General features: G+C 38.6%; 23 protein-coding genes and 1 pseudogene. 14 read left to right on the top strand and 10 right to left on the bottom strand.

Annotated features, from left to right (window positions below; translation table 11 throughout):
- Positions 1-10: 10 nt before the first annotated feature.
- The 4 genes from BN53_RS02195 to BN53_RS02180 all read left to right on the top strand — a co-directional run bounded on the left by BN53_RS02195 (position 11) and on the right by BN53_RS02180 (position 2514).
- Positions 11-322 carry an MGMT family protein gene (locus tag BN53_RS02195; protein ID WP_009559264.1) on the top strand — a complete coding sequence of 104 codons (312 nt, stop codon included), beginning with the start codon at positions 11-13 and terminating at the stop codon, positions 320-322.
- 569 nt (positions 323-891) lie between these two features.
- Positions 892-1746: a LysR family transcriptional regulator gene (locus BN53_RS02190; RefSeq protein ID WP_009559263.1), complete on the top strand. Its 855-nt coding sequence runs from the start codon at positions 892-894 to the stop codon at positions 1744-1746.
- Positions 1747-1906: 160 nt separating this feature from the next.
- Positions 1907-2101: a hypothetical protein gene (locus BN53_RS02185; protein WP_009559262.1), complete on the top strand. Its 195-nt coding sequence runs from the start codon at positions 1907-1909 to the stop codon at positions 2099-2101.
- Between the two features lie 158 nt (positions 2102-2259).
- Positions 2260-2514, top strand: coding sequence for a hypothetical protein (locus tag BN53_RS02180; RefSeq protein ID WP_009559261.1), 255 nt, complete (start codon positions 2260-2262; stop codon positions 2512-2514).
- A gap of 252 nt (positions 2515-2766) precedes the next feature.
- On the opposite strand, the gene BN53_RS02175 is transcribed toward BN53_RS02180, so the two are convergent.
- The gene (locus tag BN53_RS02175; RefSeq protein WP_009559260.1) at positions 2767-4920 is read right to left on the bottom strand and encodes a heavy metal translocating P-type ATPase; all 2154 of its coding nucleotides are present in this window, start codon (positions 4918-4920) and stop codon (positions 2767-2769) included.
- Positions 4921-5052: 132 nt separating this feature from the next.
- Positions 5053-5484: a CopY/TcrY family copper transport repressor gene (locus BN53_RS02170; RefSeq protein WP_009559259.1), complete on the bottom strand. Its 432-nt coding sequence runs from the start codon at positions 5482-5484 to the stop codon at positions 5053-5055.
- Between the two features lie 338 nt (positions 5485-5822).
- Between BN53_RS02170 and BN53_RS02165 the strand changes: the two genes are divergently transcribed.
- The 6 genes and pseudogenes from BN53_RS02165 (at position 5823) to BN53_RS02145 (ending at position 11750) form a co-directional block, all read left to right on the top strand.
- Positions 5823-6218 carry a GNAT family N-acetyltransferase gene (locus BN53_RS02165; protein WP_050992846.1) on the top strand — a complete coding sequence of 132 codons (396 nt, stop codon included), beginning with the start codon at positions 5823-5825 and terminating at the stop codon, positions 6216-6218.
- An 18-nt stretch (positions 6219-6236) separates the two neighbouring features.
- A complete protein-coding gene (locus BN53_RS09860) occupies positions 6237-6389 on the top strand; it encodes a hypothetical protein (RefSeq protein WP_009559257.1) in 153 nt (50 codons plus the stop codon).
- A pseudogene (locus BN53_RS02160) lies at positions 6361-6648 on the top strand (HAD hydrolase family protein); the annotation flags it as partial. The gene BN53_RS09860 and the pseudogene BN53_RS02160, both read left to right, overlap by 29 nt.
- Before the next feature lie 133 nt (positions 6649-6781).
- On the top strand, positions 6782-7957 hold the full coding sequence (locus BN53_RS02155; RefSeq protein WP_009559255.1) for a GNAT family N-acetyltransferase: 1176 nt from the start codon (positions 6782-6784) through the stop codon (positions 7955-7957).
- Between the two features lie 102 nt (positions 7958-8059).
- Positions 8060-8725, top strand: a complete 666-nt coding sequence (locus BN53_RS02150; protein WP_009559254.1) for an alpha/beta hydrolase — start codon at positions 8060-8062, stop codon at positions 8723-8725.
- A 133-nt stretch (positions 8726-8858) separates the two neighbouring features.
- Entirely contained in the window at positions 8859-11750 is a 2892-nt protein-coding gene (locus BN53_RS02145) for a YSIRK-type signal peptide-containing protein (protein ID WP_009559253.1), read from the top strand.
- A gap of 97 nt (positions 11751-11847) precedes the next feature.
- Here the strand turns inward: BN53_RS02145 and BN53_RS02140 are convergent, their stop codons facing one another.
- Together BN53_RS02140 and BN53_RS02135 are read right to left on the bottom strand one after the other, a co-directional pair.
- Positions 11848-13278, bottom strand: a complete 1431-nt coding sequence (locus BN53_RS02140) for a 6-phospho-beta-glucosidase (RefSeq protein WP_009559252.1) — start codon at positions 13276-13278, stop codon at positions 11848-11850.
- 139 nt (positions 13279-13417) lie between these two features.
- A complete protein-coding gene (locus tag BN53_RS02135) occupies positions 13418-14143 on the bottom strand; it encodes a MurR/RpiR family transcriptional regulator (protein ID WP_009559251.1) in 726 nt (241 codons plus the stop codon).
- Between the two features lie 184 nt (positions 14144-14327).
- Here BN53_RS02135 and BN53_RS02130 point away from each other — a divergent pair, with 184 nt between their 5' ends.
- Both BN53_RS02130 and BN53_RS02125 read left to right on the top strand, forming a co-directional pair.
- Entirely contained in the window at positions 14328-15653 is a 1326-nt protein-coding gene (locus BN53_RS02130; RefSeq protein WP_009559250.1) for a PTS sugar transporter subunit IIC, read from the top strand.
- 222 nt (positions 15654-15875) lie between these two features.
- Positions 15876-16571 carry a DUF3800 domain-containing protein gene (locus BN53_RS02125; protein WP_009559249.1) on the top strand — a complete coding sequence of 232 codons (696 nt, stop codon included), beginning with the start codon at positions 15876-15878 and terminating at the stop codon, positions 16569-16571.
- On the opposite strand, the gene BN53_RS02120 is transcribed toward BN53_RS02125, so the two are convergent.
- Entirely contained in the window at positions 16555-16932 is a 378-nt protein-coding gene (locus BN53_RS02120; RefSeq protein ID WP_009559248.1) for a hypothetical protein, read from the bottom strand. The two genes, BN53_RS02125 and BN53_RS02120, sit on opposite strands and share 17 nt — an antisense overlap.
- 642 nt (positions 16933-17574) lie before the next feature.
- A complete protein-coding gene (gene xerS / locus BN53_RS02110; protein ID WP_009559247.1) occupies positions 17575-18660 on the bottom strand; it encodes a tyrosine recombinase XerS in 1086 nt (361 codons plus the stop codon).
- A 339-nt stretch (positions 18661-18999) separates the two neighbouring features.
- Between xerS and BN53_RS02105 the strand changes: the two genes are divergently transcribed.
- Complete coding sequence (locus tag BN53_RS02105; protein WP_009559246.1) at positions 19000-19635, top strand: tyrosine-type recombinase/integrase; 636 nt, start codon at positions 19000-19002, stop codon at positions 19633-19635.
- Positions 19636-19961: 326 nt separating this feature from the next.
- Here the strand turns inward: BN53_RS02105 and pcp are convergent, their stop codons facing one another.
- From pcp to BN53_RS09555, 4 genes are all read right to left on the bottom strand, one after another.
- Positions 19962-20609 carry a pyroglutamyl-peptidase I gene (gene pcp / locus BN53_RS02100; RefSeq protein WP_009559245.1) on the bottom strand — a complete coding sequence of 216 codons (648 nt, stop codon included), beginning with the start codon at positions 20607-20609 and terminating at the stop codon, positions 19962-19964.
- 251 nt (positions 20610-20860) lie between these two features.
- Positions 20861-21775: a DUF979 domain-containing protein gene (locus BN53_RS02095; protein ID WP_009559244.1), complete on the bottom strand. Its 915-nt coding sequence runs from the start codon at positions 21773-21775 to the stop codon at positions 20861-20863.
- The gene (locus BN53_RS02090; protein ID WP_009559243.1) at positions 21775-22449 is read right to left on the bottom strand and encodes a DUF969 domain-containing protein; all 675 of its coding nucleotides are present in this window, start codon (positions 22447-22449) and stop codon (positions 21775-21777) included. Before BN53_RS02090 ends, BN53_RS02095 begins: the two co-directional genes overlap by 1 nt.
- A gap of 74 nt (positions 22450-22523) precedes the next feature.
- A complete protein-coding gene (locus tag BN53_RS09555; RefSeq protein ID WP_009559242.1) occupies positions 22524-22667 on the bottom strand; it encodes a hypothetical protein in 144 nt (47 codons plus the stop codon).
- Between the two features lie 225 nt (positions 22668-22892).
- Between BN53_RS09555 and BN53_RS02085 the strand changes: the two genes are divergently transcribed.
- Positions 22893-24422, top strand: a complete 1530-nt coding sequence (locus BN53_RS02085) for a YfcC family protein (RefSeq protein WP_009559241.1) — start codon at positions 22893-22895, stop codon at positions 24420-24422.
- The last annotated feature ends 26 nt before the right edge of the window (positions 24423-24448 follow it).

Raw genomic sequence — 24448 nt, 5'->3', positions numbered from 1 at the left:
AAGAATAGACATGATGAAGTTAGACGAAGACTTGATTTATGAAGTTTTGTCGGCTGTTAGTGAAATACCTACTGGCAAAGTGGCTAGTTACGGGGTGATTGCTAAATTGACTGGTCATGACAAAAATGCCCGTCTGGTTGGCCGAATCCTTCATCAAGCAGAAGATTTTGGTGATTATCCTTGCCACCGGGTAGTTAATTCGGCTGGAAGACTAGTTCCAGGTTGGCAGCAACAGAGGCAGTTGCTTAAGGCAGAAGGTATTGAATTCAAAGCAAATGGCAATGTCGACATGAAAAAGTGTCTTTGGCCCCCCTTTGAATGATCGCAGCATTCCACGATTTGTGGAATTAGGTAGGCAAACTAAAAAGCCGCGTATCACTTTTGGTCGAGTTGCGCAGCTTTTTAGTTAACGTAATTTACCACCGTTTATAACGGATCTGTGTAAAGGGAGCTACTGGTAATAGCTCTCTTTTTTTATAAGACAATTATAGCACTTTTTATAAAAAATAGATAACCACTTCAAATAGTTTGCTACTAAATCATAAAAATAAAGATAAAAAATAAGAGACAGTTAACCTCCCTTTGATTAGCTGTCTCTTTTAATGTAAAGATGTGAATTAGATAAGATATATGTTTCCCTGAGGCTATGCAATATGCGTGCATATTAGAATAAGTATTATAAGATAAGCACAATTACCGCTTGCATACGCTACCTCAAAAGAGGCACATTTTTACCACACGCGAATACTTCGACTTTTGATACTCACTATCCGTACTTTTCTTAAAACCTCTATGCTTATTATAACCCAAGTGTTATTTTTTTGTGTAGTATCTTTCGCATGACTTTGATAAGCAGATGCTGTACAATCTTTGTTGAAGGGGTGATGGAGATTGGATACTCGGCGATTAAATATTTTTGTAGATGTCTGCAAGACGAAGAATTTTTCGGAGACGGCAAGACGGTTGTATGTAACTAGATCAGCAATTATTCAACAAATTAATAAGCTTGAAGAAGAGTTAGATACCAAATTGTTTGAACGGGAAACGCATTCGATTAAGTTGACAGAAGCAGCCAAGAGAATCTTGCCGTTAGCCAAAAAGATGGTCTCTTTGGAAGACGACATGGTCGATATTGTTTCCAGCTTATCTAAGACTATTACAATAGGAACTATTTTCGCAAAGCAACCAATTTTGATGAATAAAGCAATTGCAAAGAATGTGGATTTTAGACATAAGTTTAATATTGAGTTTGAAATGCTTTATGGATTGACCAATATTAATCCTGATATTGATTTTATTGAAACCTATGAGGCCAATAAGTTGATAGATGATGCGTTTGACTTTTTGCCTTTACTTTATAAGAATATTTATATCGCAATGCCAGAAAATAATCCTTTGTCAAAGAAGCAGACTATCGATTTTGATGATTTAAAAGGCTATAGCGTTGCGATGGTTCAGAATGGTATTTCTGTTATGAGTGATAGCATCAAGGAGCAATTTGATCATTATCCTGAGATCACGATTAAGAATTATGGAGTCTATGATTCCGCATTTTTTGCTAAAGCACAGTACAACAACTATCTGATCTGTATTGCAGACGGGATAGAAGCAAATTTGAAGTCTTATGTTTTTAGGCCATTAAATATTGATTTGAAGGCTCAGTATGGCCTATATTATCGAAAAGATGCAAGTGAGCCTGCTAAGAAGTTTTATAACTTGTTGGTAGAAACTTGGGATCTGAAGTAATAAATAGAAATAAATAGGCATATTCATATTGAAATGAATATGCCTATTTTTGTTGAAAATTATGTTGAAATATATCAACGTATTTTTACAAAAATGGCTAAACCAAAGGATTCAATGTCATTAAGTTATTGATACTTCTGTGCCATACAAGAGCCGGGATATGTTAGGAATTAGCTCTGGTGGAGTTGGCTTGGGTCCAATTGGCAGCGTTGCTGCTGGAGCGGCCAGCTTTACAAAAATGGTGGTATTGTTCAAGAGTCTCGACTTACCAAAAATTTCTAAAAAGATTATGAAAGATAAAGATCATGTGGGTTTAAGCCGATTTACTAAAAAGGTAAAGGGTACAAATGATTAGGAAGACCCTAAGACAGGTTATAGAATCTCTAAAGATAGAGATAACCATGGTGGAAGCGATGTAAAATTAAAAGATAAAAGAGCAGGGCATCCACGAATTGCTTCTTTAGGCAAAAATGGCAAGCTATTGAGACATTAATAGTTAGAAAGGAACAAGCAATGGCAAAATCGAACGAATATATCATCGATAAATATAAATTGCGTGGGCTTAAACGTTATTGGCGATACAATCTTGATTATTTTGAAAAATTGTTAAACGATCCAGAAGAAATAGAATTTTTCTTTGTCTATACTTTAGAAACACACAAGACAAAAATTTCTGGTAAATATAAACGCTGGCTAATTAATTTTTTGCTTGAGGCTCACTTGGGAATACAACAGGGTACACTCACAGCGCAAGTAGCTGGGGGGTAGATATTTGAGTGATTTAGGCAGAAGATTAAATCATATAAATATTTAAGAAAGCAAGATTAGACTAATGGTTTATGGGTTACCGCAAAAATATTGCCACTTACGTGAAAATACTAAAAATTTCAAAATTATAGTCTCTATGTTATAATCAGTACAGCAACGAAAAAATTATAGTGTAAAAACAAGATGCTCAACAAAAAGAGGAGAAAGACCAGGCTAGTAGCTGGTCTTTCTCCTCTTTTTGTCATCACTTAATTATACGTTTTTTATCTTTTTACCAGTCAATCCCATCGCATTAATTGCCACGATAATTGACGACATCGCCATGGCCACAGCACCAACGGCTGGGTCTAGAGTGATTCCCATAAATGACAACACACCGGCAGCGAGTGGAATTGCGACAATATTGTAGCCTGCTCCCCACCAGAGATTTTGAACCATTTTCCGATTTGTGATTTTAGCCAAATCAAGAAAATGTAAAATATCGCTAGGTTCTGATTTAACCAACACAACATCAGCGGAATCAATGGCAACATCGGTTCCGGCACCAATTGCAATTCCAATATCGGCCGCGGAAAGACTTGGTGCGTCATTTACGCCGTCACCAACCATGATGACGTGATTGCCCTTTGCTTGATAATCAGCAATAATCTTTTGCTTATCATCTGGTAATAGGCCTGCATGGAATTCAGTCAATCCTAGTAAGTTAGCAACGTGTTCCGCGGCTTTTGGATTATCACCAGTGAGCATTACAGGGGTAATTCCTCGCCTCTGAAGACCACTAATTAATTCCTTAGCACTCGCTTTGATGGTGTCGCCTTCAGCAACCATTCCTTGAACTTGGGTGCCCTGCAATAGGAAGCTGACGGAATTACCCTTAGCAGCCCATTTATCAGCAGTGGCTTTGTCAAACCTGATCCCTTGCTTCGTTAAATAGTTACCATTAACAATCATATAGTCAGTGCCATCAATATTACCGGAAATACCAACGCCCGGAATATTTTGAGACTTTTCAGCCGCAACGACTTCAATGTTCTTCGCTTGGGCTTCAGCAATGATTGCTTGGGCCAGCGGATGAGTCGAATTATTTTCAAGGGCGGCCAGTCGGCTTAATAACGTTGTTTCGTCAATCCCATCATTTGGAATCAATGCATTCACCGTAAATTTACCTTCTGTTAACGTGCCAGTTTTATCCAAGAGAACGTGGCTAACATGTTGACTTGCTTCAATGGCTTGGCGATTTCGAACTAATAGCCCATTTTGAGCGCCAATCGTAGTAGAACGAGAAACCACTAATGGAATCGCTAATCCTAATGCATGCGGGCAAGCAATCACGAAGACGGTCACCATGATCGTCATTGCAGTCGCCAATCCCTGGGGTAACCAGGTAAAGAAAGCAATAATCCCAACACCAAGTGCCGCGTAAAATAGATACTTAGCAACTAAATCAGCTTTATCTTCTGCTTTAGATTTAGCTTGCTGGGCATTTCGAACCATTTTCATTACTTGAGAAAGATAGCCGGAGTCACCAGTACCACTAATTTTAACCGTTAGCGTCCCGTTATTGTTGATTGTACCACCAATGACCTTATCGCCAACGTTCTTGGTAACGGCAGCAGATTCACCGGTTACCAGTGCTTCATTCACGGTCGACTCACCAGCCGTAATAACACCATCGGCTGGAATACTCTCACCTGAACGCACTTGGAAAGCTTGACCAACTTTTAAATCAGATACTGGCACTTCTTTTGTTTCACCATTATCTGTAACTAGATGGGCCGTCTTAGGCAACAGAGCCGCCATCTTTTGTAATGCATTCCCAGCCCCCATCAATGCATTCATTTCAATCCAGTGTCCTAGAAGCATAATTAAAATCAGGGTTGCAAGTTCGAACGAAAAATCCATTACAGGATTTGCCGGGTTCAAGAAGTTGTTGGCAATAAATGCGTACAAACTGTAGAAATATGAAACGGAAATTCCAAGGGTTACTAGCGTCATCATTTCAGGAGATTTATTCTGAATTTCCGCTTTAGCCCCCTTTAAAAAGGGCATTCCGCCATAAAAGTAAAGTGCCGTATCAAACAAAACGATGATAATGCCAACAATTAGCGGTGAACTGAAACTAAGGATGGAAACGTTTAAACCCATGATTGGTGCTAACAGTAAAACTGGAATCGCTAAGACAACGGAGACCCAAAATTTAACTTTCAAATTCCCCATATGCATCATTGAGCCACCGTGCATCATCATGTCGGTCCCAGCCATATCCATATCACCGTGATTCATGTTCATTTGGCTGTGATCCGTTTCGGTCATATCGTGATCCATATGACTCATATTTGATTCATTATTTTCCATATTCTTAGCACTCATGTTTTTCATGTTCATATGTTCCTCTTTATTTTCCATGATTATCGACCCCCTAAAAATAAGTGTGCCTAGCAAAGCGGTTAGAAGCCTAAATATAAGTTCCTTGTGTGGGAATCCCCGGGCTCGGGATTTTTGTGCAGCAATCCTAAAAGTAAACAGAACTCCACAGTCTTAACACGTTTGATCACCTGGCAAGCAGTTACACTGAACTTCCTCGGGCGCTGTTTTGGCCTTTTCAGCTAGAATCGCCTGTAAGTTCGCAATATCCGCCCGTGAGAGTTCCCTTGACTGAATAACGCCGGCAATTGTTGAACCAGCCCGCATCGCACACATATGGTCAAACAAATCATCTGCCGCTGCCGCCATTGATTCCTTCTCGCCAACAACCGGCTTATACGTGAATGGTCGACTACCGCCATGCTGCGCAACCGCCTGTTTTTGAATCAACCTGTGAAGTAGCGTTTTGGTTGTTGAAGCTGACCAGCCTTCTAATTCGTTCATAGCATCAATTAGTTCACGACTAGTCGCATGTCCCATTGTCCAAATTACTTTCATAACCATCCATTCAGAATCGGTGATGGTTACATTCTTTGCATCCTTCAATTGGCTTCCTCCATTAATTAAATTTCAAGTTTACATTTGTAGCCTCCTGACACTTATTAGTTTACAATTGTAGTCACAATAATGCAACTCTTTATCCAGAAAGATCCTGGCATATCACACACCAGATGAAATCTTCGAAAGAGAATTAGATAAAATCTATCAAACAGCCTAAATGTTCAATTTATTATTGCAATTTACAAAAATAATTATGTTATAATTAAAAAACAAATTTAATTTGGTTGTTGATTTTTAGTGGAATTATAGGGGGGTAACTAGCTTTGGCAAAAATTAATATTAGAAAATATAAGTCAGATAACTTTGATGATATAGCAAAGATAATGGATCAAGGGCGAATGCAAGAATTAGAGTCAGAAGGATTGGCTGAAACTTTTATTCCATTAAGGGATGCACCATATCTTGATTATTTCTTGTCATGCAAGATTTATGTTGCTGAAGAAGATGATCAAGTCGTAGGATTTGTTGGTCTAGGAAACAGACGACTTGAATTTTTGTACGTATTGCCCCAAATGCAGAAAAAAGGAATAGGTACGGCATTAATGAAACAAGCACTAGTTCAACTACCACGGCCGGTGAAATTAGCAGTTTTTAGTGACAATATTAAAGCCAAAAAGTTATATGAAAAATTTGGCTTTAAAGTGATTAACACCGTTACAGAAAAATGGTCTGATGAACTTCCGATAAAATTTTCTGAAGATACTATGGAATTGAAATAGATGTTGGGAGGAATAGGAATGAGTGAGGAACTACATATTTTAAACTTTGATGGCAATAAACATGCCGTAATTGAGCCTGATCATGATCATGAACCATTTAAATTTCATGACAAATTATTATATGTATTTGTTCCAAAAGGAATTGAAAGATTATTGCAATGCAACAAGTAGCGGTCATGGCGATATTGATCTTATTCAACCAGGTATTCATAAAGCCCATGGATTAGCAGAATTGGGCCAAATATTAGGCATCTCTTTAGATGAAATGTGTGCTTTTGGCGATGGGGGAAATGATTTGGAAATGATCAAGGAAGTAGGCGATGGCGTAGCAATGTCAAATGCCAATCCTACTTTGCTTAAAGTGGCAAAACACGTAACTACTTCCAATAATGAACAAGGCGTTTTAGCTTATTTAGAAAAAATGATGTAGTAAAAGATCGCAGATTGCGGTCTTTTTGTTCATCTGCGGATACTTTCTTAGTAAAATCATGAAATCGTGTTCAAAATTCTCTGCTAAATCGATATAATTGTAGTGTATAGCTATCGAAAGTCGAGAAAACAACATGAAACTAAATAAAGATGACAAAACACTGCATGAAATTGCATCCCTAGTGGAATATGCCTTTTTGAAAAGGAATTCCGTCGTTAACGATCCTAACTTTTTAAGTCGGTACGAGCATAGTGATGGATATGGGGAATTTCATGATGGCGAACTAAAAAGTTACGTTATGGCTAACAAATTTGAGAGCATGATTTTCAATGCGCCTGTAAAGATGGCTGGGGTAGGCTATGTGTCTTCTTATCCTGAAAACAGGGGTCGCGGCGATATTTCTAGAATCATGGAAGAAATTTTAAATGATTGCTACAAAAACGATGTGCCTTTGTCTAATTTAGCACCATTTTCTGAATCGTTTTATCGTCAATATGGCTATGAAAATGCGATTTATCAAAAGATCATTAGCTTTGCAGGAGCATCCTTGCGCTTTTTCAAACCGATAAAAGATGGTCAAATCTTGCGTGCTAAAGCCGATGATGAACAAATCTTGAGCTTGGTTAAGCAAGTTTACAATCGAGCAATTAACTCTGGCGATGAAAAGAATACAATCGTTCGCGCTAAATGGTGGTGGGAGCGACTTAAGACATATTATCCTGATCGTTTTGTAGCTGTTTATCTTGATGAACAAAGCCAGCCAAGGGCTTATATGTTTTATAAATTTGAACAAGATAATTTTGTAGTTGATGAATTCTTCTATGAAAATTCTCTGGCTGCTAAGGCACTTTTATCATATATGGGAAGTCATGCAGCTTCGTTCAAGCAATTTAAGATTGCTATGCCAGAGGGGTCGACTTTAGAAGAGTTGTTTCCCGAAATTCATACGCTAAAGATTTCGCTTGAACCATACATGATGAGTAGAATTATTGATTTTGGCAAAATTCTATCAATCGTGAAGATCAAGAGTCCGTTCAGTTCAGTCAAATTAGAAGTTACTGGCGATAATTATTGTCAGTGGAATAATGGAGTTTGGAAGATTCACAATAACCTAGATCAACCAAATACGATCGAAAAGTCGACTAATGCGGCCTTGATGGATTATTCAGCCGATATTCGCACTTGGACGAAGATTTTGCTGGGACATTTGTCTTTAGAGCAAGGAATTGAACTAGGTTTAGTTGAAAAATATTCTGATAAAGAAATTCATTTTGCAACAGGCAAAGTCAGCTTCTACGATTACTTCTAGTGAGATAACACATAACTATCGATAAGCATAGTTATGTGTTATTTGTTTGCCGGTAATTTTTACAGTTATAATAATCTCGAAAAGGGGAGGATTATTACGAAGATGAAAAAACTAAATTTATTGCTATTAGTCCTAGTTGCAGCTTGCTTTTTAGTTGCATGCAGTAATAAAGACACTACTTCTAGCCGGCCAAAGATAGAAACACCGACTTTCTTTTTCCATGGATGGGGATCAAGCATCAATGCAGAAAAGCAAATGGTCCGCTCAGCTAGTCGTTCAATTAATGCGAGCATTCTGACAGCCATTGTTGATAAGCATGGCAAAGTAAACTTAGTCGGCCATTCAATGGGCAATATGTCGATTATGTTTATGATTAAGAACTATCACAACCGTAAAAACTTCCCACAAGTCAACAAACAAGTCGATATTGCGGGGCACTTCAATGGAATTTGTGGAATCTCTAAGGTTTCTGAATCGCCCTTGTCAAAGTCAGGTAAGCCAAGCAAGTTAGATGAGACTTATCGTCAATTATTACCAATTAAGGAAATATATCCTAAGTCTTTAGTAATGAATATTTTTGGTAATAAAGACGATGACAGTAATTCTGACGGACCAGTTGCAGTCAATTCTGCTAGAAGTTTACGCTATCTAGTTATGCCTAATGCTAAGGGATATATAGAGCATGAAATCCATGGCAGAAAGGAACAGCACAGCCAATTGCATGAAAATATTCAAGTTGATAAATTGCTGATTGATTTCCTTTGGTAGCTGAGCGTTACAAGCGGATATATTCACATTATATGATAAAATTACAATGTAAGGGTTAACATTTTAGTCGGAAAAATTAACATATCTATTTTGGGCAAAGCATTTTTGTGATGTATAGAAAGTAGGTAGGGTTATGAATTTTCCAAAGAATTTAGATCAATATCATCGCTTCTCGATTCGAAAACTGTCGATTGGAGCAGCGTCAGTGATGATTGCAACTGTATTTTACTTAGGGACTGGGTCGATAGTTCAAGCTGATCAAGTTACGCCAGAAACCACCATTGTCAGTGAAGAGACTAAGCCGGCTGAAGATGATGCTCTTGAAAAGAAAGCGGAAGTTGTTACTGAAGAAACTACTGCTAGTGAAGTAGCTAATTCTGATCCAAAGTTGGAAACAGAAAATTCAGTTATAGCATCAACTACTGAAACTGTGACCAGCAATAAAGACGGCCCACTTGAAGTTGAGCCAGAAACTACTGCTGAAGCAGAAATAAGCAATTCGTCAGCCACTGATAAAATTCAAAAGGTCAAATCCAAGGCTGCACCAGCGCCTTTAGTGAATGATTTCATCGATATAGGGGATGCAGATAGTTTCATCCAGGCACTAGCTAATGCCAAAAAGGATGGCAGCGAAACTAAATTACGATTGACTGGCGACATTGATCTAGGCAATACGACGGTAGAAATTTTATCTGGTCAAAACATTCACATCAGCAATGATCAAGAAAAAAGAACGATCTATCTAGGCGATCAGTGGTTTATTCATGAAGGCGCCAAGCTGGTTCTAGAAGGCAGCTACGATGAAGCGAGTGGAGAGATTGGTTTAGCGATTACTCGTCCGCAAAGAGAAAATCCGCAGACTGATCTAACTGCAATCAATAAACCTGATGAAAAAGGCTGGATCACTTGGGTCAATGAAAAAAGTCCAGAAGCAGCTATTGTCGTCAATGGCCAAGCCAAGTTCAACAATGTCGATGTCTACGATCTCTTTACAGCTGGTGGTGGCAAGCTGTTTGCTTACGAGCCAGGTGGAACGATCTTAGTTACTGGTAAGGATGCTAATCTTGATTTAGAAGGTCATACACAAATTAGAGATAATGTCATATTCGGTACCATACCCTACTTTCTGCAAGAATACAACTATGCTGCTGGAATAACGTATTACGTTGATCCTACAGAAAACTACAAGGTGACGGGTAATATTGGACCTGATGTTGTATTCAAAGATAACTCAGTGCAGTTTGGCAAAATTAACGATGTATATGGTCAACCGAATAAATCAGATCCGGGCGTACCGATGGCAGCTGGGGCTTTGGCAATTAGTCGTGGTGGCGAGGTCAATATCACGGGGACCACTTTCGAAAATAATATCGGTGGTTACTATGGTGCAATTATGATTGGTGGTCGCTACAATATTATGACTGCCTCGTATGCTCAAGATGTTAAGGCACATGTTAATATTCACGGAGCTAAGATTATTAATAATACTGGGGCTATTAGTGGTGGAGGAATTACCATCGCTAGTGCTGCCGATGTAGTCATTGATCATGATACTTTGATCGCTAATAACAAAGTTGGGTTTATTGGAGCTAAAAAATTAGAAAATTCCTTTACTTCGATTGGTGGAACTCGCTGTGGCGGGGGTATAGCAATCGCTGAAGATCCAGTTGACGCAGTAGAATATGGCGTAGATAAGACTAATTTGACTCATGTGGTCATTGATGGGGCAACAATTGATAACAATACTTCAGCGGATATTGGTGGGGGAATTTACATCAACACAGATGGAGTTGAAATTAAGAAAGCGACTATTTCTAATAACACTGCCTACTCACAAGGTGGAGGCATCTATGTTTCAGATGTTCTCTATAATCTGAATATGTCTAACGCAGCAATTTATGAAAATACCGCCAAATCCTTGTTGCCAGGAGCAATCGATCCAAGCTTCATCATGGGGTCAGGCGGAGGTATTTGGGCTTGCCCAACAGGAAGTACTGTAATCAATGTAACTAATGGTTGGGCGGTGTTTGATAATACTGCTGAAATTCTTGGTGATGATTTTTATCATGAAGAACTAGATCCCAAAATAAAAGTTAAGCTTAATGTCCAAAATCGTTCGTTAGGTGGTGGGGATGCCAATTGGACACACGATCGGGATAGGATGTATGGTCAAAAATTAGGCGGTTCGGAAGAATTGTTTGATGCCGGTTTGAAGAGTCACTTGTCGGATTCAGCGAAGGCTTTGGCTAAGAAATTAGCTTCCGTACATATTTTTGGCAATAGTGCTACTTATGGTGGTGGTATTGGAACTAACGGTGGAGTTTACAGTAACTTTAATCCAAATGATGAGAAGACTAGACAGATTGAAATAAAAAAAGTTTGGGCTGATCAAAATAAAGCTACTCCAGAAGCCGTAGTAATCGATGTCTTTGCGACAGTTGACGGTGAGAAGTTCAAGGTGACTAGCTTTGAGCTTACTAAGGAAAACAACTGGACTTACACATTGACGGATCTGCCAATTGGAATCAAATATTCATTTGTTGAACAGATGATTGACGTGGACAAGGATGGCAAGGCAGATTGGATTCAAGATGGGGATGTTGAAGAAAAGGATGCCGAAGCTGAAAATTCTGAACTAGTTATTACCAACAAGTGGAACAATGTTCCGCCTGAACCAGAAAAACCAACTGAGCCTGAGAAGCCGACTACTCCGGAAGAACCAACGCCTCAAACGCCAACAATTCCTGATAATCCAACGCCTAATGAAGAAACTCCAACTCCTAATGAGGAAACAGAAACTAGCAAGATTACCAAGGAAGACGAAAAAGATTCTAAGACAAATAATAAAGCTGATCGAAAAGAAACTTCTACAGCTAAATTAGCAAGCAAATCTGTCAAGGCTCCGACCTTGCCTAATACTGGCGAGCGTCAGAATAAGGCGGACTTGACGGTATTTGGTCTAATTTCAGTTGTACTTGCAAGTTTATTAGGTTTAACTGTCGATCGAAGAAAAGATTTTGAATAAAAAGTACATAGAAAAGGACTGATGAACATTATCAATGATATGTCCGAATTTCGGGGTTCATATCACAATGAGAGTTCATCAGCCCTTTTTGCATTAATTAATTTGTTAGATCTTCACCATTTGAGGCAATGACTTTCTTGTACCAATAGAATGAATCTTTGCGGTATCGCTGCATTGATCCATTGCCATAGTCGTCTTCATCAACATAGATAAAGCCGTAGCGTTTCTTCATTTCGCCAGTACTTGCACTGACCAAATCAATGCATCCCCATGGCAAATAACCCATCAAATCAACGCCATCTTCGTCAACTGCTTTTTTCATTTGTTCAATGTGGTTGCGCATATATTCAATTCGGTAATCGTCATGAATTTCATGCTCTTTGGTCATCTTATCGTAAGCGCCAAGGCCATTTTCAACGATAAAGAGTGGCTTGTGCCAGCGAGTCGTCATCCAGTTCATAGCATAGCGCAAGCCCACAGGATCGATTTGCCAGCCCCAATCTGATGCTTCTACATACGGATTTTTGACCAAATCAGTACTTTCGCGATAGTTCATGTGACCAGGATATTGAACTGCAAATGACATGTAGTAAGAAAAAGCAACATAATCAACAGTGCCATTTTTGAGAATGGTCAAGTCATTGTCAGTGATATCCAAATTATAATTCTTGTTCTTAAAGTAAGCTGTTAGCCAGTTAGGATATTCGCCATTGATATGAACGTCGCCGAAGTAAAGACGAGTATCCATGGCTCTATTAGCAAATAAAATATCCTCAGGCTTAGAAGTTAATGGGTAGATTGGACAAACAGCCAACATGCAGCCAATCTGCAATGAAGGATCAATTGCGTGACCAATCTGCACGGCTTGTGCACTAGCAACCAATTCATAATGGGCAGCTTGATACATCATCTGTTCACGGTCATCACTATCTTTGAATTTGATGCCGGAATTTTCATAAACAGATCCATCGCTGTCGTAGTTGGTTTGGTTGTTAATTTCGTTAAAGGTCATCCAATACTTGACCTTATCATGATATCTTTCAAAACAAACAGTTGCAAAGCGTGCAAATAGGTCAATCAACTTACGGTTGGACCAGCCACCATATTCAGTTACCAAATGATAAGGCATTTCAAAGTGGGAAAGAGTAACGACTGGTTCGATTCCATACTTCAAGCATTCATCAAATAAATTATCGTAAAACTTCAACCCTTCCTCATTTGGCCTGGTTTCATCGCCATTAGGGAAAATCCTAGTCCAAGCAATTGAGGTTCTAAAAGCTTTAAAACCCATTTCTGCCATTAGTGCAATATCTTCTGGATAATGGTGGTAGAAGTCAATTGCCTTGTGGTTAGGATAGTATTTGCCCTTTTCAATTGTATCAGTTAATTCACGAGGATGATCTTTATCGCCCAAGGTCATTAGATCAGCAATCGAAAGGCCTTTGCCGCCTTCTTGATAGCCGCCTTCTAGTTGATGAGCTGCCACTGCTCCGCCCCATAGAAAGCCATCTTTAAAAATTTTATTCATACGGAAAAACTCCTTTAACAGTCAAATTACAATCAAATTATATGTAATTGATTTCAAAAATCATAGTTAACGGAGTGTTTTAGGTATTATTCGAAAAATAAGAATTTTATTCCAAGTCTGGAACAACTTGTTCCGAATCTTAGTTGGTCATACCAGCTAAAATATTAACCAGCTCTTCTATGATATACATTGCGGGAATTTGTGAGGTCATGTCATATTGATTAGGCAAGCGTCGTTGCTTGATATGATAATTCAAAATATGCTGACTTATTTTGGCAATCGCACTAGTTTCATCGCTAGTAACGGAAATAATTGTTACGTCTTCATTGTTGACGAAGCTATTGAGTAATTCAATGATTTCTGTCGTATTTCCTGAAACAGAAAAACAAATCAAAGCTGTATCAGTGGTGTTTTTAAGTTTTGCTTTCAAAGGATAGAAGGGATCAGAGACAGCAGTAGTATTGAACTCCAAAGAGGCCATTTTTCTAGCGGCATATTCTGCTAAAAAGGCCGAGTCTCCCATACCAACGGTAATAATATTGTCGCTATCGTAAATAATATCTGCGACAACCTGCAGACTATTGTTAATATCTTTAGGGAAATTGTTGTCGTCAATGAATTTAAGCTGGTGGTTGGGATCGTGACCAGCATTGGCATTCTTGATGTATGCTTTGAATTCCAAAAAACTGCTAAAATTCATCTTATGGATAAAGCGCATGACTGAAGAGCTAGAGACATGAGCATTTTGGGCAATATCCCGTACACGCATATAGACAACTTTTTCGCTATTATCAACTACATATCGATAAATTGTTAAATCTACTTCTGATAGAGAAGATAGGTCTTTATAACCAAAGAAAGCCATAATTTTTCTCCTAATATAAAAATGATCTATATTCATTATAATGGAACACAGTGTTCCAGGGAAGGTATAAAAGTCCAAAAGATCGGATAAATTCCAAAGTCGGTCAAAAGCATTGCAAAATAGTAACCGCTTCCATAAAATGAGGGTGTGAATTAAATAAAAAGGTTTTAGAGGGGACAAAATCATGAAAGATTTTATTAATAATAAAGTACTGCCTCCTATTATGAAATTCGTCAACACCAAGGCAATCGTTGCCTTGAAAGACGGAATGGTTCTATCATTGCCATTCATCATGGTAGGTTCAGTATTCTTATTGATGGCTTCATTCCCAGTGCCAGTTGTTGCTAACTGGATGAATCAAATGGGCTTAACTCCATTTTGGAACCAAGCATATAACGCATCGTTTGGGATTGTTGCTGTCTTTGCAGTAGTCGGGATCGCTTATACCTGGGCAAAAAATGAACAAGTCGATCCATTGCCTGCGGGTATGACTGCATTTGTTGGATTTTTGATTATCATGAACCCAACTTCGGCAGTTATGAACGGAACTAAGACTGTGATCTCTGCTCAGCAAGCTCCATCATTATTAGGTGGTTTCATTGACCGTACTTGGCTTGGCGGTCAGGGGATGATTGCAGCGATCATCGTTGGTTTGATTACTGGTTGGATTTACTCTTGGTTTATCAAGAAGAAGATCACTATTAAGTTACCAGAACAAGTTCCACCTGCAGTTGCCGGTTCATTTGTTGCTTTGATTCCAGCTGCCGCTTTAACAGTTTGCTGGTTAGTTGTCTATATCTTCTTTGAAAAAGTAGCCCACACTACTTTAACTCAATGGATTTATGCCACAATTCAAACCCCACTTCAAGGTGTAACTGACTCATTTGGTGGTATCTTGCTTTTGACGCTTTTAGTTCCATTTTTCTGGTTCTTTGGTGTTCACGGCTCAACTCTGGTTGGTGGTATCGCTGGTCCTATTCTTGGTGCCAACGCCTTGGAAAATGCAGAAATCTTCAAGAAATTTGGTTATGTTGATGCTGCACATGGTGGTCACATCGTTATCCAAGGTTTGTTTGACCAATTCTCAACCGTAACTGGTGCTGGAATGACTTTAGGATTAGTTGTCTTTATCACTTTCTTTGCTAAATCAACTCAATTGAAGAGTATTGGTAAATTGGCTTTAGTACCAGGAATCTTCAATATCAACGAACCAGTATTGTTTGGTTTGCCAATCGTTATGAACCCACTTTTAGCAATTCCATTCTTTATCATGCCACCACTATCTGCTGGTTCAACTTACCTTTTGATCAAGGCTGGAATTCTACCATACCTAACTGGTGTTCAAGTTCCTTGGACCACTCCTCCTGTAATTTCTGGTTTCTTAATTGGTGGTTGGAAAGTGGCTATCTGGCAAGCAATTATCTTAGTAATTTCATTCTTCGTTTACTTGCCATTTGCTCATAGCTACGATAATATGCTCTACAAAGAAGAAGTAGCTAAAGAAAAATAATCTTTTAATAATGATCAAAAGACGCCTAATTAGGCGCCTTTTTTCTAACATAGACAAGGAAATTGACAGCCCTTGCAAAATTTGATTAAATGAAATTGCAGGTAAGAATAATAAAAAAAGCTGTATACTCGTGCAACCGAATTAACGTTTAAGCGATATGTAATATCGTCGGCCACGGGGCCGTCCCTTACATGGGGGCGGTTTTTTTGATTAGGGGCAAGTATGGAAATATTTATTTACTCAGATGAGTCGGGAGTTTTCGATAATGTACACAATGAGGTCTTCGTTTTTGGTGGTGTATTCTTTCTTTCACGTGAGGAAAAGGATATTGCCACTAGAAAATATCGGCATGTGGAAAGCATTATTCGCAAAAAGGAAGATCGAAACGATACCGAAGAATTGAAGGCTGCCAAGCTGAGTCCAACAACTAGAAACAAAATCTACCGATCCTTGAATAACTTAGAGAAGTTTGGGGTTATCATTCACCAACAAAGGATATTGGGGCAGATTTTTAAAAGTAAAAAGTCAAAGCGGAGATACTTAGACTATGCGTACAAAATCGCTTTAAAAAGAAAGTTCGAACAACTGATTCTTAATAAAACTATCAACCCTAATAAGGTTACAGCTATCTATATCTTTGCAGATGAGCGTTCGGTAGCAAAAGATGAAAGAAATGAATTGAAGGAAACACTGGAAGAAGAATTTAAGGATGGCAGATTTAATGAGACTTATTCCAAATTCTTTGCGCCAATGTTTCCTAACTTGCGCAGCATTGAAGTTAGCTATTGCAACTCGGCGAAGGTTACCTTGGTACGCACAGCCGATGTTGTAGCTAACCGGCTTTATCGCAGCGTAGCAGAAAATGATACCAAGACATTGTCTCAACGCGAGAATTTTTGCATTACGCATTTGCCATAAAAAGAAGCGCCATATGGCGCTTCTTTATTATTCCTAAACTTTCGAGTGGGTCGAAAAATACATCGAAATCCTCGCTTGATCTATTAAATAACTGCTTTACCTTGTCCGGCCATTTGTCTAGGGTAAGTTCTCTACAACCAGCATCTCTAGTTGTAATACGTATTTTGTACACATCTTTATCTAATAAATCTGGCTGATCGATATTTTCATTTTTCATAATCAAATTAGCTTCTGTTAGGGTATTATCGAGAAATTCGATAACACATATGCTATGAAAGGTTTGTTTAATATCATAGTATCCACTAGCTTCTTGACGATAATAATCAATCGTTTCTGTTTTGCGATCGAGTTGATTGTTCATGTTAGTTTCCCTTTGAGTGTTTTTTATAAGATAAGTGAAAACTAGCTGGATGTCAAACTGCTTTAGGAATTGGTTTTTATAGCAAAAAAAGCTAACCATAAAGATTAGCTTTCCCACAGTCATATACAAGTTAAGATTGGAGTTAGTGAGTGCGAGTCACTAGCTCCTTTTTTTCGTCATTATACAGAAGTTGGTTTGCAAATTCAATCTTTAAGGGTCATCACCCACAATGCTTAGCCAAAATAAATAACTAACGATTATAACTATTGTAAGTATTGTTAGTACGCTGTTAACTATAATCTTGAGTTTCTTAGATATAGAACTACTCATTTCAAAAGTAAAAGCTAAGTATCCAGCTGTATAAATAGGTATGATTCGCAAAATAGATATCGGTTTAGCAAAAATTAAGTTCAAAATATAACTGATTACAACTAACACGATAAGACTTATAAAAAATTTGAATATTTCTTTTTTCATTTTAGTTATTAAAAGTTGATCCTACCATTATTAGGGTATGTATCATGCTTATCCCAATATTCTGCAATAATTGTACCGGGAGATGAATAATTTAACGCAGTGTCTATAATTTTTGAACTTACTGCATTATTATCTTATAAAATTAATATTATTACTTTTAGAGGCTTAAGACAGTCTATCTTTAGACTTTTCGTAGTTTTCTGTTACTGTAGCCAAAGCTTCACGTTGCTTATTTTGATCAACGTGAGTATATAGATCTGTAGCAGAGGTGCCTTTTTGCCCTAATTGTTGGGCTACTAGCACTTGATCCTTGGTCACGGCATATAGTTCAGAAGCCAAGGTGTGGCGCAACTTATGTGGCGTAAGAGGGTGGCCGAAGGCTTTAGAATATTTGCCAACGAAGTTTTCAATCGAATTAGAAGCAATTCGATTGATTTTGCCACGCGTTCTTGCCAAAAAGAGGGCTTTTTCATTTTCCTCTGGTTGATAGCGATTCTTTCTGATTTCTAGATAATCAGAAAGGTAGGGTAGAGCCCACTGGGCGATTGGCACTGTATCTTTTTGCCCACCTTTGCGCATTACGTCAAGGTTAGCGGCCTTGATATTAAGCTGGTTCAAATTAGAATTAGCGCATTCTGAGACGCGTATTCCCGTTGCAAGTAGCAGGGCAATAATTGCTAAATCACGTTCTTTATTTTGCTCAAAGTAGTGCTTGCCATAGTTGTTGAGTGACTTTACATAATCTTTTTCAATGTAATCTAAGAACTGATATTTCAAGTCGCCGGTTAGCATATGAGCCTCAATCTGATGAGCGCGGTAGTTCAAGGTCTCTGTGCTCTTGAGCGATTGAATCTTGAGCATGACATTGCGGTAGAAATATGGCTCACCATCATTGTTATCTGCAACCACCGTCAAGTAGTGATATAAAGATCTTAAGGCATTGATTGAACGATTGATCGTCGTTGGTGTGTTGAGTTTGCCTTGTTTGTTGACTTGATGTTCCAAAAAATCGATATAGAGCATGATGTCATTACGGCGTAATTGCTCAAGCGTAGTCAGTGAGATATCTTTATTGGTCTTAGCATCAGTAATTTTGCTGCTTCTTAACCAATCGAAAAAGCGCCGGATTTCTGTTAAATATTGATATGCAGTTGTAACTGAATGGTGGTTGCTTAAGTAAAATTCATGCACATAGTCTGGCAGCTTGGACAATTCATTATCAATCAGTTTTAAATATTTTTGTTCTTCCAAATCTGTATACCTCGAATTGTTAAAAATACTTGTTAGGAGACAGATTTATTGTAACATATTTTGTTGATTAAAATTCACATTTTAACAAACAAAATCGGGATTATAAAAAAACGCCTGATAAAATCAGACATTTTTCTTTATTTAGTCAGAACTGATAGCTTATATTTTTATCCTTCTAAGCGTCATTTCACTATTATGACGCCTAGAAATCACAATAAATAACCAAAAAGCCCATTATCATAGGATTTTTGACTAGATAAAGAGCTTCGTGTTAGAATAAACCTAAACGTTATAATTAAAAAAATATAAAATAAGACGCTTAATTAGAAAGTACAAAAAATGGCAAAACAAAGCAAAAAAAGACAGATACATAATGTAAAACCAATCCGTGATTCAGTCGTTATGGAAGAAGTTCAAGATGCGCTAAAGAACCAAACCGAAGATGGGATGCGCAACTACACTATCTTTCAAACGGGCAAGGCAACTCTACTTCGAGTTAGCGATGTCTTAGCCCTCAAGAAATCCGATGTTTATGAGGAAAACGGCGAAATCAAACGCAATGCCTATACCTTTGACCAAAAAACAGGCAAGCCCAACACCCTTTTCTTGATGCCGGTTGCTAAAGACTTAACTGACTACTACAACTATCTCAAGCAATATCAAAAAGAGCATCCCCGCGTGAAAGTCTTCTCCAGTCAATGGCTCTTCCCTAGTTTCCGCCATCCGCAAAAACATATCGACGGCAAGCGCTACTGGCACATCATGGATGATGTTGGCAAGATGCTCGGCATCAACTATCTTGGTACACACACCATGCGCAAGACTGGTGCCTATCGGGTCTACCAACAGAGCGGGCATGATATTGGCTTAGTAATGAAATTGCTCAACCACTCTAGCGAAAGTATGACCCTGAGATATATCGGAGTTGACCGCGAAACGATTGAAAGCAAGTTGAGCAAGATTGATTTTGGTTAATGCTGAGATCGACATTCTACGGCTTTTAAATTTAAAAAGATGGTTAGTTAATCATTTAAAGTCATAGAATATCAACTTGACATAAATATTTTTGTAAACAAAAATCAGCTAGAGTTTGGAGCCACTCTAGCTGATTTTCTGTTTGGGATAAATGAATATGAATAAAGAAATTTAGTTATATGGTATATGAAAAAAGTCAAAAATTTGACTTACTGTTGTTTCCAAAGAAATTTGTTAATCGATCTTTTTCCTTTGATCGATTATCTATAGTATAGGAGGCATTTGCGAAGATTTTGTGACCTTTTATTGAAAAAGTAGTAAATCTTTTACGCAATTGATCCTTCGATTGTTTCTAAATCATCTTTGCCATCAAATTTGACGATTGCTTTAATAGCAGCAGTCAAGCCTTTAACAATCTCGTCTAGACTCATTGATGGTTGGCCAGGCTTATCGACAACTTGGGATGGCAAGTAAGGAATATGAATAAAGCCTGCCTTGATATTTGGAAATTCCTTATCGCGCATGTATTGAACTTGGTACATAATGTGGTTGCAGACATAAGTTCCTGCTGTAGTTGAGATTCTTGCTGGCAAACCTGCATCCCTAATTGCCTTAACCATTGCCTTAATTGGCAATTGAGTAAAGTAGGCAGTTTGGCCATCTTCATGAATAGTTCTGTTCAAAGGTTGGAAGCCATCGTTGTCAGCAATTCGACCATCATCAAAATTGATCGCTACTTTTTCAGGAGTAAGTTCTGCTCTACCACCAGCTTGACCAACGTCTAGGACATAATCTGGTTGAAATTCTTCGATTGCTTGATGAACAACTTCGGCTGACTTGTCAAAAACAGTTGGAATTTCCAACTTCTTGATTTCAGCACCGACAATTGTGTCTGGCAAACGCTTGACTGCTTCAATGGCTGGGTTGATTTTCTCGCCACCGAATGGATCAAAACCTGTAACTAGAATTTTCATATTTTTTCTCCTTTAAGTCGAATATTTAATTTTTTCATCGAAAACTGCTATAATACTGATAGAAAGAAAAAGAGAGCTACTACCAATAGCTCCCTTTACACGGATCCGTTATAAACGGTGGCAAGATGATTAACAAAAAGTCGCTAAGCTCTTCTCAAAGTCCTCAGTGGCTTTTTGTTTTGCCTACTTTTTCCACCGCCTATTCCAAATCCGTGCACCAAATACTACACAGCTTAATGATAGTTGTTTTCTTAAAATGCTAAAACATACATCAACACAATATGACATATCAATAAAATAATGGCCACTGGCGCTTGTTGCTTGATTACGCCAAGATTGTCATCCATTTTCATCAAAGCAACTGGCAGTGAGTTAAAATTAGCCGCCATTGGCGTCATTAACGTTCCGCAGTATCCTGATGTCATACCGAGCGCTGCTACAACAGCAGGATTTCCGCCTTGAGCGATGATGAATGGGACACCAATTGCTGCAGTAATCACGGCAAAAGCCGCAAAAGCATTGCCCATGATCATAGTAAAGATAGCCATTGCGCAGCAATAAACGATTACGCCAACCAAGTGGTTGCCAGCAGGGATGACGTGAGAAATCATCTTGGAAGTCAATTCGCCAACTCCAGCTGCCGTAAAGACTGCGCCTAAAGTTGCCAACAATTGTGGCAAAATTCCGGCCGTGCCCAAGGTTCTAACCATTCTTTGTGAATCATGATAAACCATCTTGAATGGTGCCTTGGTCAAAATCATCGCCGACAACAGTGACACAACAGCACCGATTCCAATCGCCACTTGACCACCTAAGTCAGTGTAAGATGCGATCAGAATTGAAACTACAGCCAAGACGATACTTGGAATAAAAATTCTTCCGCCCAGCTTTTTGGCAAATTCACTAGCCCGATCAGTATCAACCGCCTTGATTGTACCTAAGCGAACTTGCTTGAATAAAGCCAAAAGGCCAATCATCACCACAAAAATTCCTGATATCACTGCTGGGAGCAGATCGCCAAAGGTAAAGACGATTGCTAGAATAATCCAAAATGCCCCCGTACCATATCTAGTGGGGTTGCTCTTATCGCGAATTGATTCAATTCCGGCCAAGGCCATAATTACACCAATTACTGCGTAAAAGAATTCTAAAAGCATGTTAGCCATTATTTATCCCCCTTCTTTTGAAACTTCTTATCAAATAGGAAGTTATAGATTGCAACTATCACCAAGGTAACAATTGCAATTGGAATCGAATACTGAACTACTTGGTTAGGAGTAACGTTGTATTTCAGTGATTTCATTGTGCTAGCTATTAGCAAAACACCCCCCGATCCCATGAAGAGGTTCTGGGCAAAGAAGTTACCCAAGTTGTCAGTAGCAGCTGAGCGACCCTTGATCAAGTCTTGCTCAACATCAGTCAACTTTTCGCCCTTTTGCAAGCTGGCTGCAGCTGAAACCATTGGCGAAATCAATGGTCTAACAAACTGAACCTGCCCTTGCAAAGAAATTCCAAATAGACCACCAAGCTCTCTAGCTGCTAAATAAACATTCAAGATCTTGCTTGGCGTCATCTTCTTCAGCTTGGAGATTGCATTGACGGCTACTTGCTTTAGACCGTGGCTTTCAATTAAGCCGATCATTGGCAAGGTCAAGACAAAGACAGTAACTGAGCGGTTAGCAACAAAGCTGGTCCCGATAGTTTCCAATAACTTGACCACATCCATCCCTGACAATAGGCCAGTTACAATCGCTGAAACAACTACGACGGCTGCACTGTCCCACTTTAAGGCGAAACCTACGATAATCAATAAGATACCTAATAATTTTAAGTATTCCATTTTGCACCTTCTTTTCAATTAAAATACTTAATATTATTGTAGCAAATATCTTATATATTATCTCGATGTTATTTTTACTTTCCGGGATGCTTAATGCCGTTCATCCTAGTGAAATAAGCTTCCCAGAGCTTTTGCTTCAATTGCTTATTTTCAACCTTTACATCCTTATTTTCTTTTTCTTCTTGTACTTGTTTTTCTTGTTTCCTTTCTTGTGTCATTTTTATTTTTTCACTTCCTTTTCTTATAATCTACCACCAGTCTAACAGATCTGTATTACAAAATTATTCTTATCTTGTATCTTTTGCCAAATCATAATAATTTTAATCGACAATTTTTTGGCTAGCGGTATGATAAATTATTGCTTATCGTATTAACAATAATTTGTTATATGTATATAATGGTATTGTAAGCGATTTATTGTTAAGTTTAAGGATGATGTTATTATGGTTAAACAAAAAAAGAAGCTGCAGTTCCCTACAGCTTACACTGTGATCATTATTGTGCTGATCATGGTGCAGATTTTGACTTTCTTTATCCCGGCTGGTAATTATGCTACCTTGGCCTACGAAAGTGGCAAGAATGAATTTGTAATTACCAATCCAGACGGAAAGACTAAAACGGAAGCTGCTAGCCAACAAACGCTTGATAAATACAAGGTAAAGATCAAGCTCAATAAGTTTAAAGATGGCACGATTTACAAGCCGGTTGCTATTCCTAATTCATACAAGCGAATAGATCTCAAAAAGCCCAGCTTCATCGAAGCAATTGGGCAATTCCTAACCTCGCAGGTTAACGGTATTGCCCAAAGTATCGATATTATCGTCTTTGTATTGATCCTTGGGGGATGTATCGGCGTAGTTCATGCCAACGGTTCAATCGATGCTGGTATGGCTGCCTTGTCTAAGAAGATTCAAGGTAAGCAGATGCTCTTGATTATCTTAGTTATGTATTTGATCGCCCTTGGTGGTACTACTTTTGGCCTAGCTGAAGAAACTATGGCCTTTTATCCAATCTTGATTCCAGTCTTCTTGATGGCCGGGTATGATACGATGACCGTGGTCGCAACGATCTTCTTAGGAACAAGCTTGGGTAGTATGGCCTCAACGGTTAACCCATTCTCAACGGTTATTGCCTCAAACGCAGCCGGCATCAACTTCACTACAGCCTTGCCACTTAGAATAGCCATGTGGGCAACTTGCCTAGTCGCTGGAGCTGTCTACACGATTCGTTATGCGGAAAAGGTCCGCAAAGATCCAACAAAGTCAATTGTTTACGACCAATACGAATCTGATCGCGAAAAGTTCCTCAACCTTGATGATCAAGTTGCTGAACAGAAGTTTACGATTAGACAAAAGTTAACTTTGACCATCTTCATGCTTGGCTTTGTGATCATGATCTGGGGCGTACAACAAAAAGGTTGGTACTTCACCGAAATTTCAGTAGTCTTCTTAGCTGTTGCTTATATCTTTGCACCAATTGCTGGACTGAGCGAACACAAGTTTATCGATAGTTTTGTTAGCGGAGCTGAAGACCTATTAGGAGTGGCCTTGACGATTGGTTTAGCTAGAGCGGTATCAATCATCATGGAAGATAGCCACACTAGTGACACAATCATGCACTTCTTTAGCCAACAAATTTCCGGCATGAACTCTCTTGCCTTCATCTGGGTATTGTTCCTAGTTTACATTGTATTAGGTTTCTTCATTCAGTCATCATCAGGTTTGGCCGTTCTATCAATGCCAATTATGGCTCCTCTAGCCAATGTAGTTGGAATTGACCGTGCCAGCATCATCGATGCCTACAACTGGGGACAAGGGTTCATCAGTTTGGTCGCACCAACTGGCTTAATTTTGATGAGTTTGATGTTAGTAGGAATTAACTTTGATAAATGGTTCAAGTTCTGTTGGAAGTTGCTTTTAATTGAATTTGGCATTTGTTTGGCCTTCTTAGCATTAGGATTAGTTGTATATTAGTTAGTTAAAGAGCATCCCCACTGCAG

Source organism: Lactobacillus pasteurii DSM 23907 = CRBIP 24.76 (assembly GCF_000297025.1).
Taxonomy (GTDB): domain Bacteria; phylum Bacillota; class Bacilli; order Lactobacillales; family Lactobacillaceae; genus Lactobacillus; species Lactobacillus pasteurii.
This window is presented reverse-complemented; position numbering and strand designations above follow the sequence as displayed.

Bases quoted from the DNA above. Each gene is read 5' to 3' on its own strand.
- BN53_RS02195 (WP_009559264.1), top strand. From the start codon at position 11: ATGATGAAGTTAGACGAAGACTTGATTTATGAAGTTTTGTCGGCTGTT.
- BN53_RS02185 (WP_009559262.1), top strand. From the start codon at position 1,907: ATGTTAGGAATTAGCTCTGGTGGAGTTGGCTTGGGTCCAATTGGCAGC.
- BN53_RS02180 (WP_009559261.1), top strand. From the start codon at position 2,260: ATGGCAAAATCGAACGAATATATCATCGATAAATATAAATTGCGTGGG.
- BN53_RS02175 (WP_009559260.1), bottom strand. From the start codon at position 4,920: ATGGAAAATAAAGAGGAACATATGAACATGAAAAACATGAGTGCTAAG.
- BN53_RS02165 (WP_050992846.1), top strand. From the start codon at position 5,823: ATGGATCAAGGGCGAATGCAAGAATTAGAGTCAGAAGGATTGGCTGAA.
- BN53_RS09860 (WP_009559257.1), top strand. From the start codon at position 6,237: ATGAGTGAGGAACTACATATTTTAAACTTTGATGGCAATAAACATGCC.
- BN53_RS02155 (WP_009559255.1), top strand. From the start codon at position 6,782: ATGAAACTAAATAAAGATGACAAAACACTGCATGAAATTGCATCCCTA.
- BN53_RS02150 (WP_009559254.1), top strand. From the start codon at position 8,060: ATGAAAAAACTAAATTTATTGCTATTAGTCCTAGTTGCAGCTTGCTTT.
- BN53_RS02145 (WP_009559253.1), top strand. From the start codon at position 8,859: ATGAATTTTCCAAAGAATTTAGATCAATATCATCGCTTCTCGATTCGA.
- BN53_RS02140 (WP_009559252.1), bottom strand. From the start codon at position 13,278: ATGAATAAAATTTTTAAAGATGGCTTTCTATGGGGCGGAGCAGTGGCA.
- BN53_RS02135 (WP_009559251.1), bottom strand. From the start codon at position 14,143: ATGGCTTTCTTTGGTTATAAAGACCTATCTTCTCTATCAGAAGTAGAT.
- BN53_RS02130 (WP_009559250.1), top strand. From the start codon at position 14,328: ATGAAAGATTTTATTAATAATAAAGTACTGCCTCCTATTATGAAATTC.
- BN53_RS02125 (WP_009559249.1), top strand. From the start codon at position 15,876: ATGGAAATATTTATTTACTCAGATGAGTCGGGAGTTTTCGATAATGTA.
- BN53_RS02120 (WP_009559248.1), bottom strand. From the start codon at position 16,932: ATGAACAATCAACTCGATCGCAAAACAGAAACGATTGATTATTATCGT.
- BN53_RS02105 (WP_009559246.1), top strand. From the start codon at position 19,000: ATGGCAAAACAAAGCAAAAAAAGACAGATACATAATGTAAAACCAATC.
- pcp (WP_009559245.1), bottom strand. From the start codon at position 20,609: ATGAAAATTCTAGTTACAGGTTTTGATCCATTCGGTGGCGAGAAAATC.
- BN53_RS02095 (WP_009559244.1), bottom strand. From the start codon at position 21,775: ATGGCTAACATGCTTTTAGAATTCTTTTACGCAGTAATTGGTGTAATT.
- BN53_RS02090 (WP_009559243.1), bottom strand. From the start codon at position 22,449: ATGGAATACTTAAAATTATTAGGTATCTTATTGATTATCGTAGGTTTC.
- BN53_RS09555 (WP_009559242.1), bottom strand. From the start codon at position 22,667: ATGACACAAGAAAGGAAACAAGAAAAACAAGTACAAGAAGAAAAAGAA.
- BN53_RS02085 (WP_009559241.1), top strand. From the start codon at position 22,893: ATGGTTAAACAAAAAAAGAAGCTGCAGTTCCCTACAGCTTACACTGTG.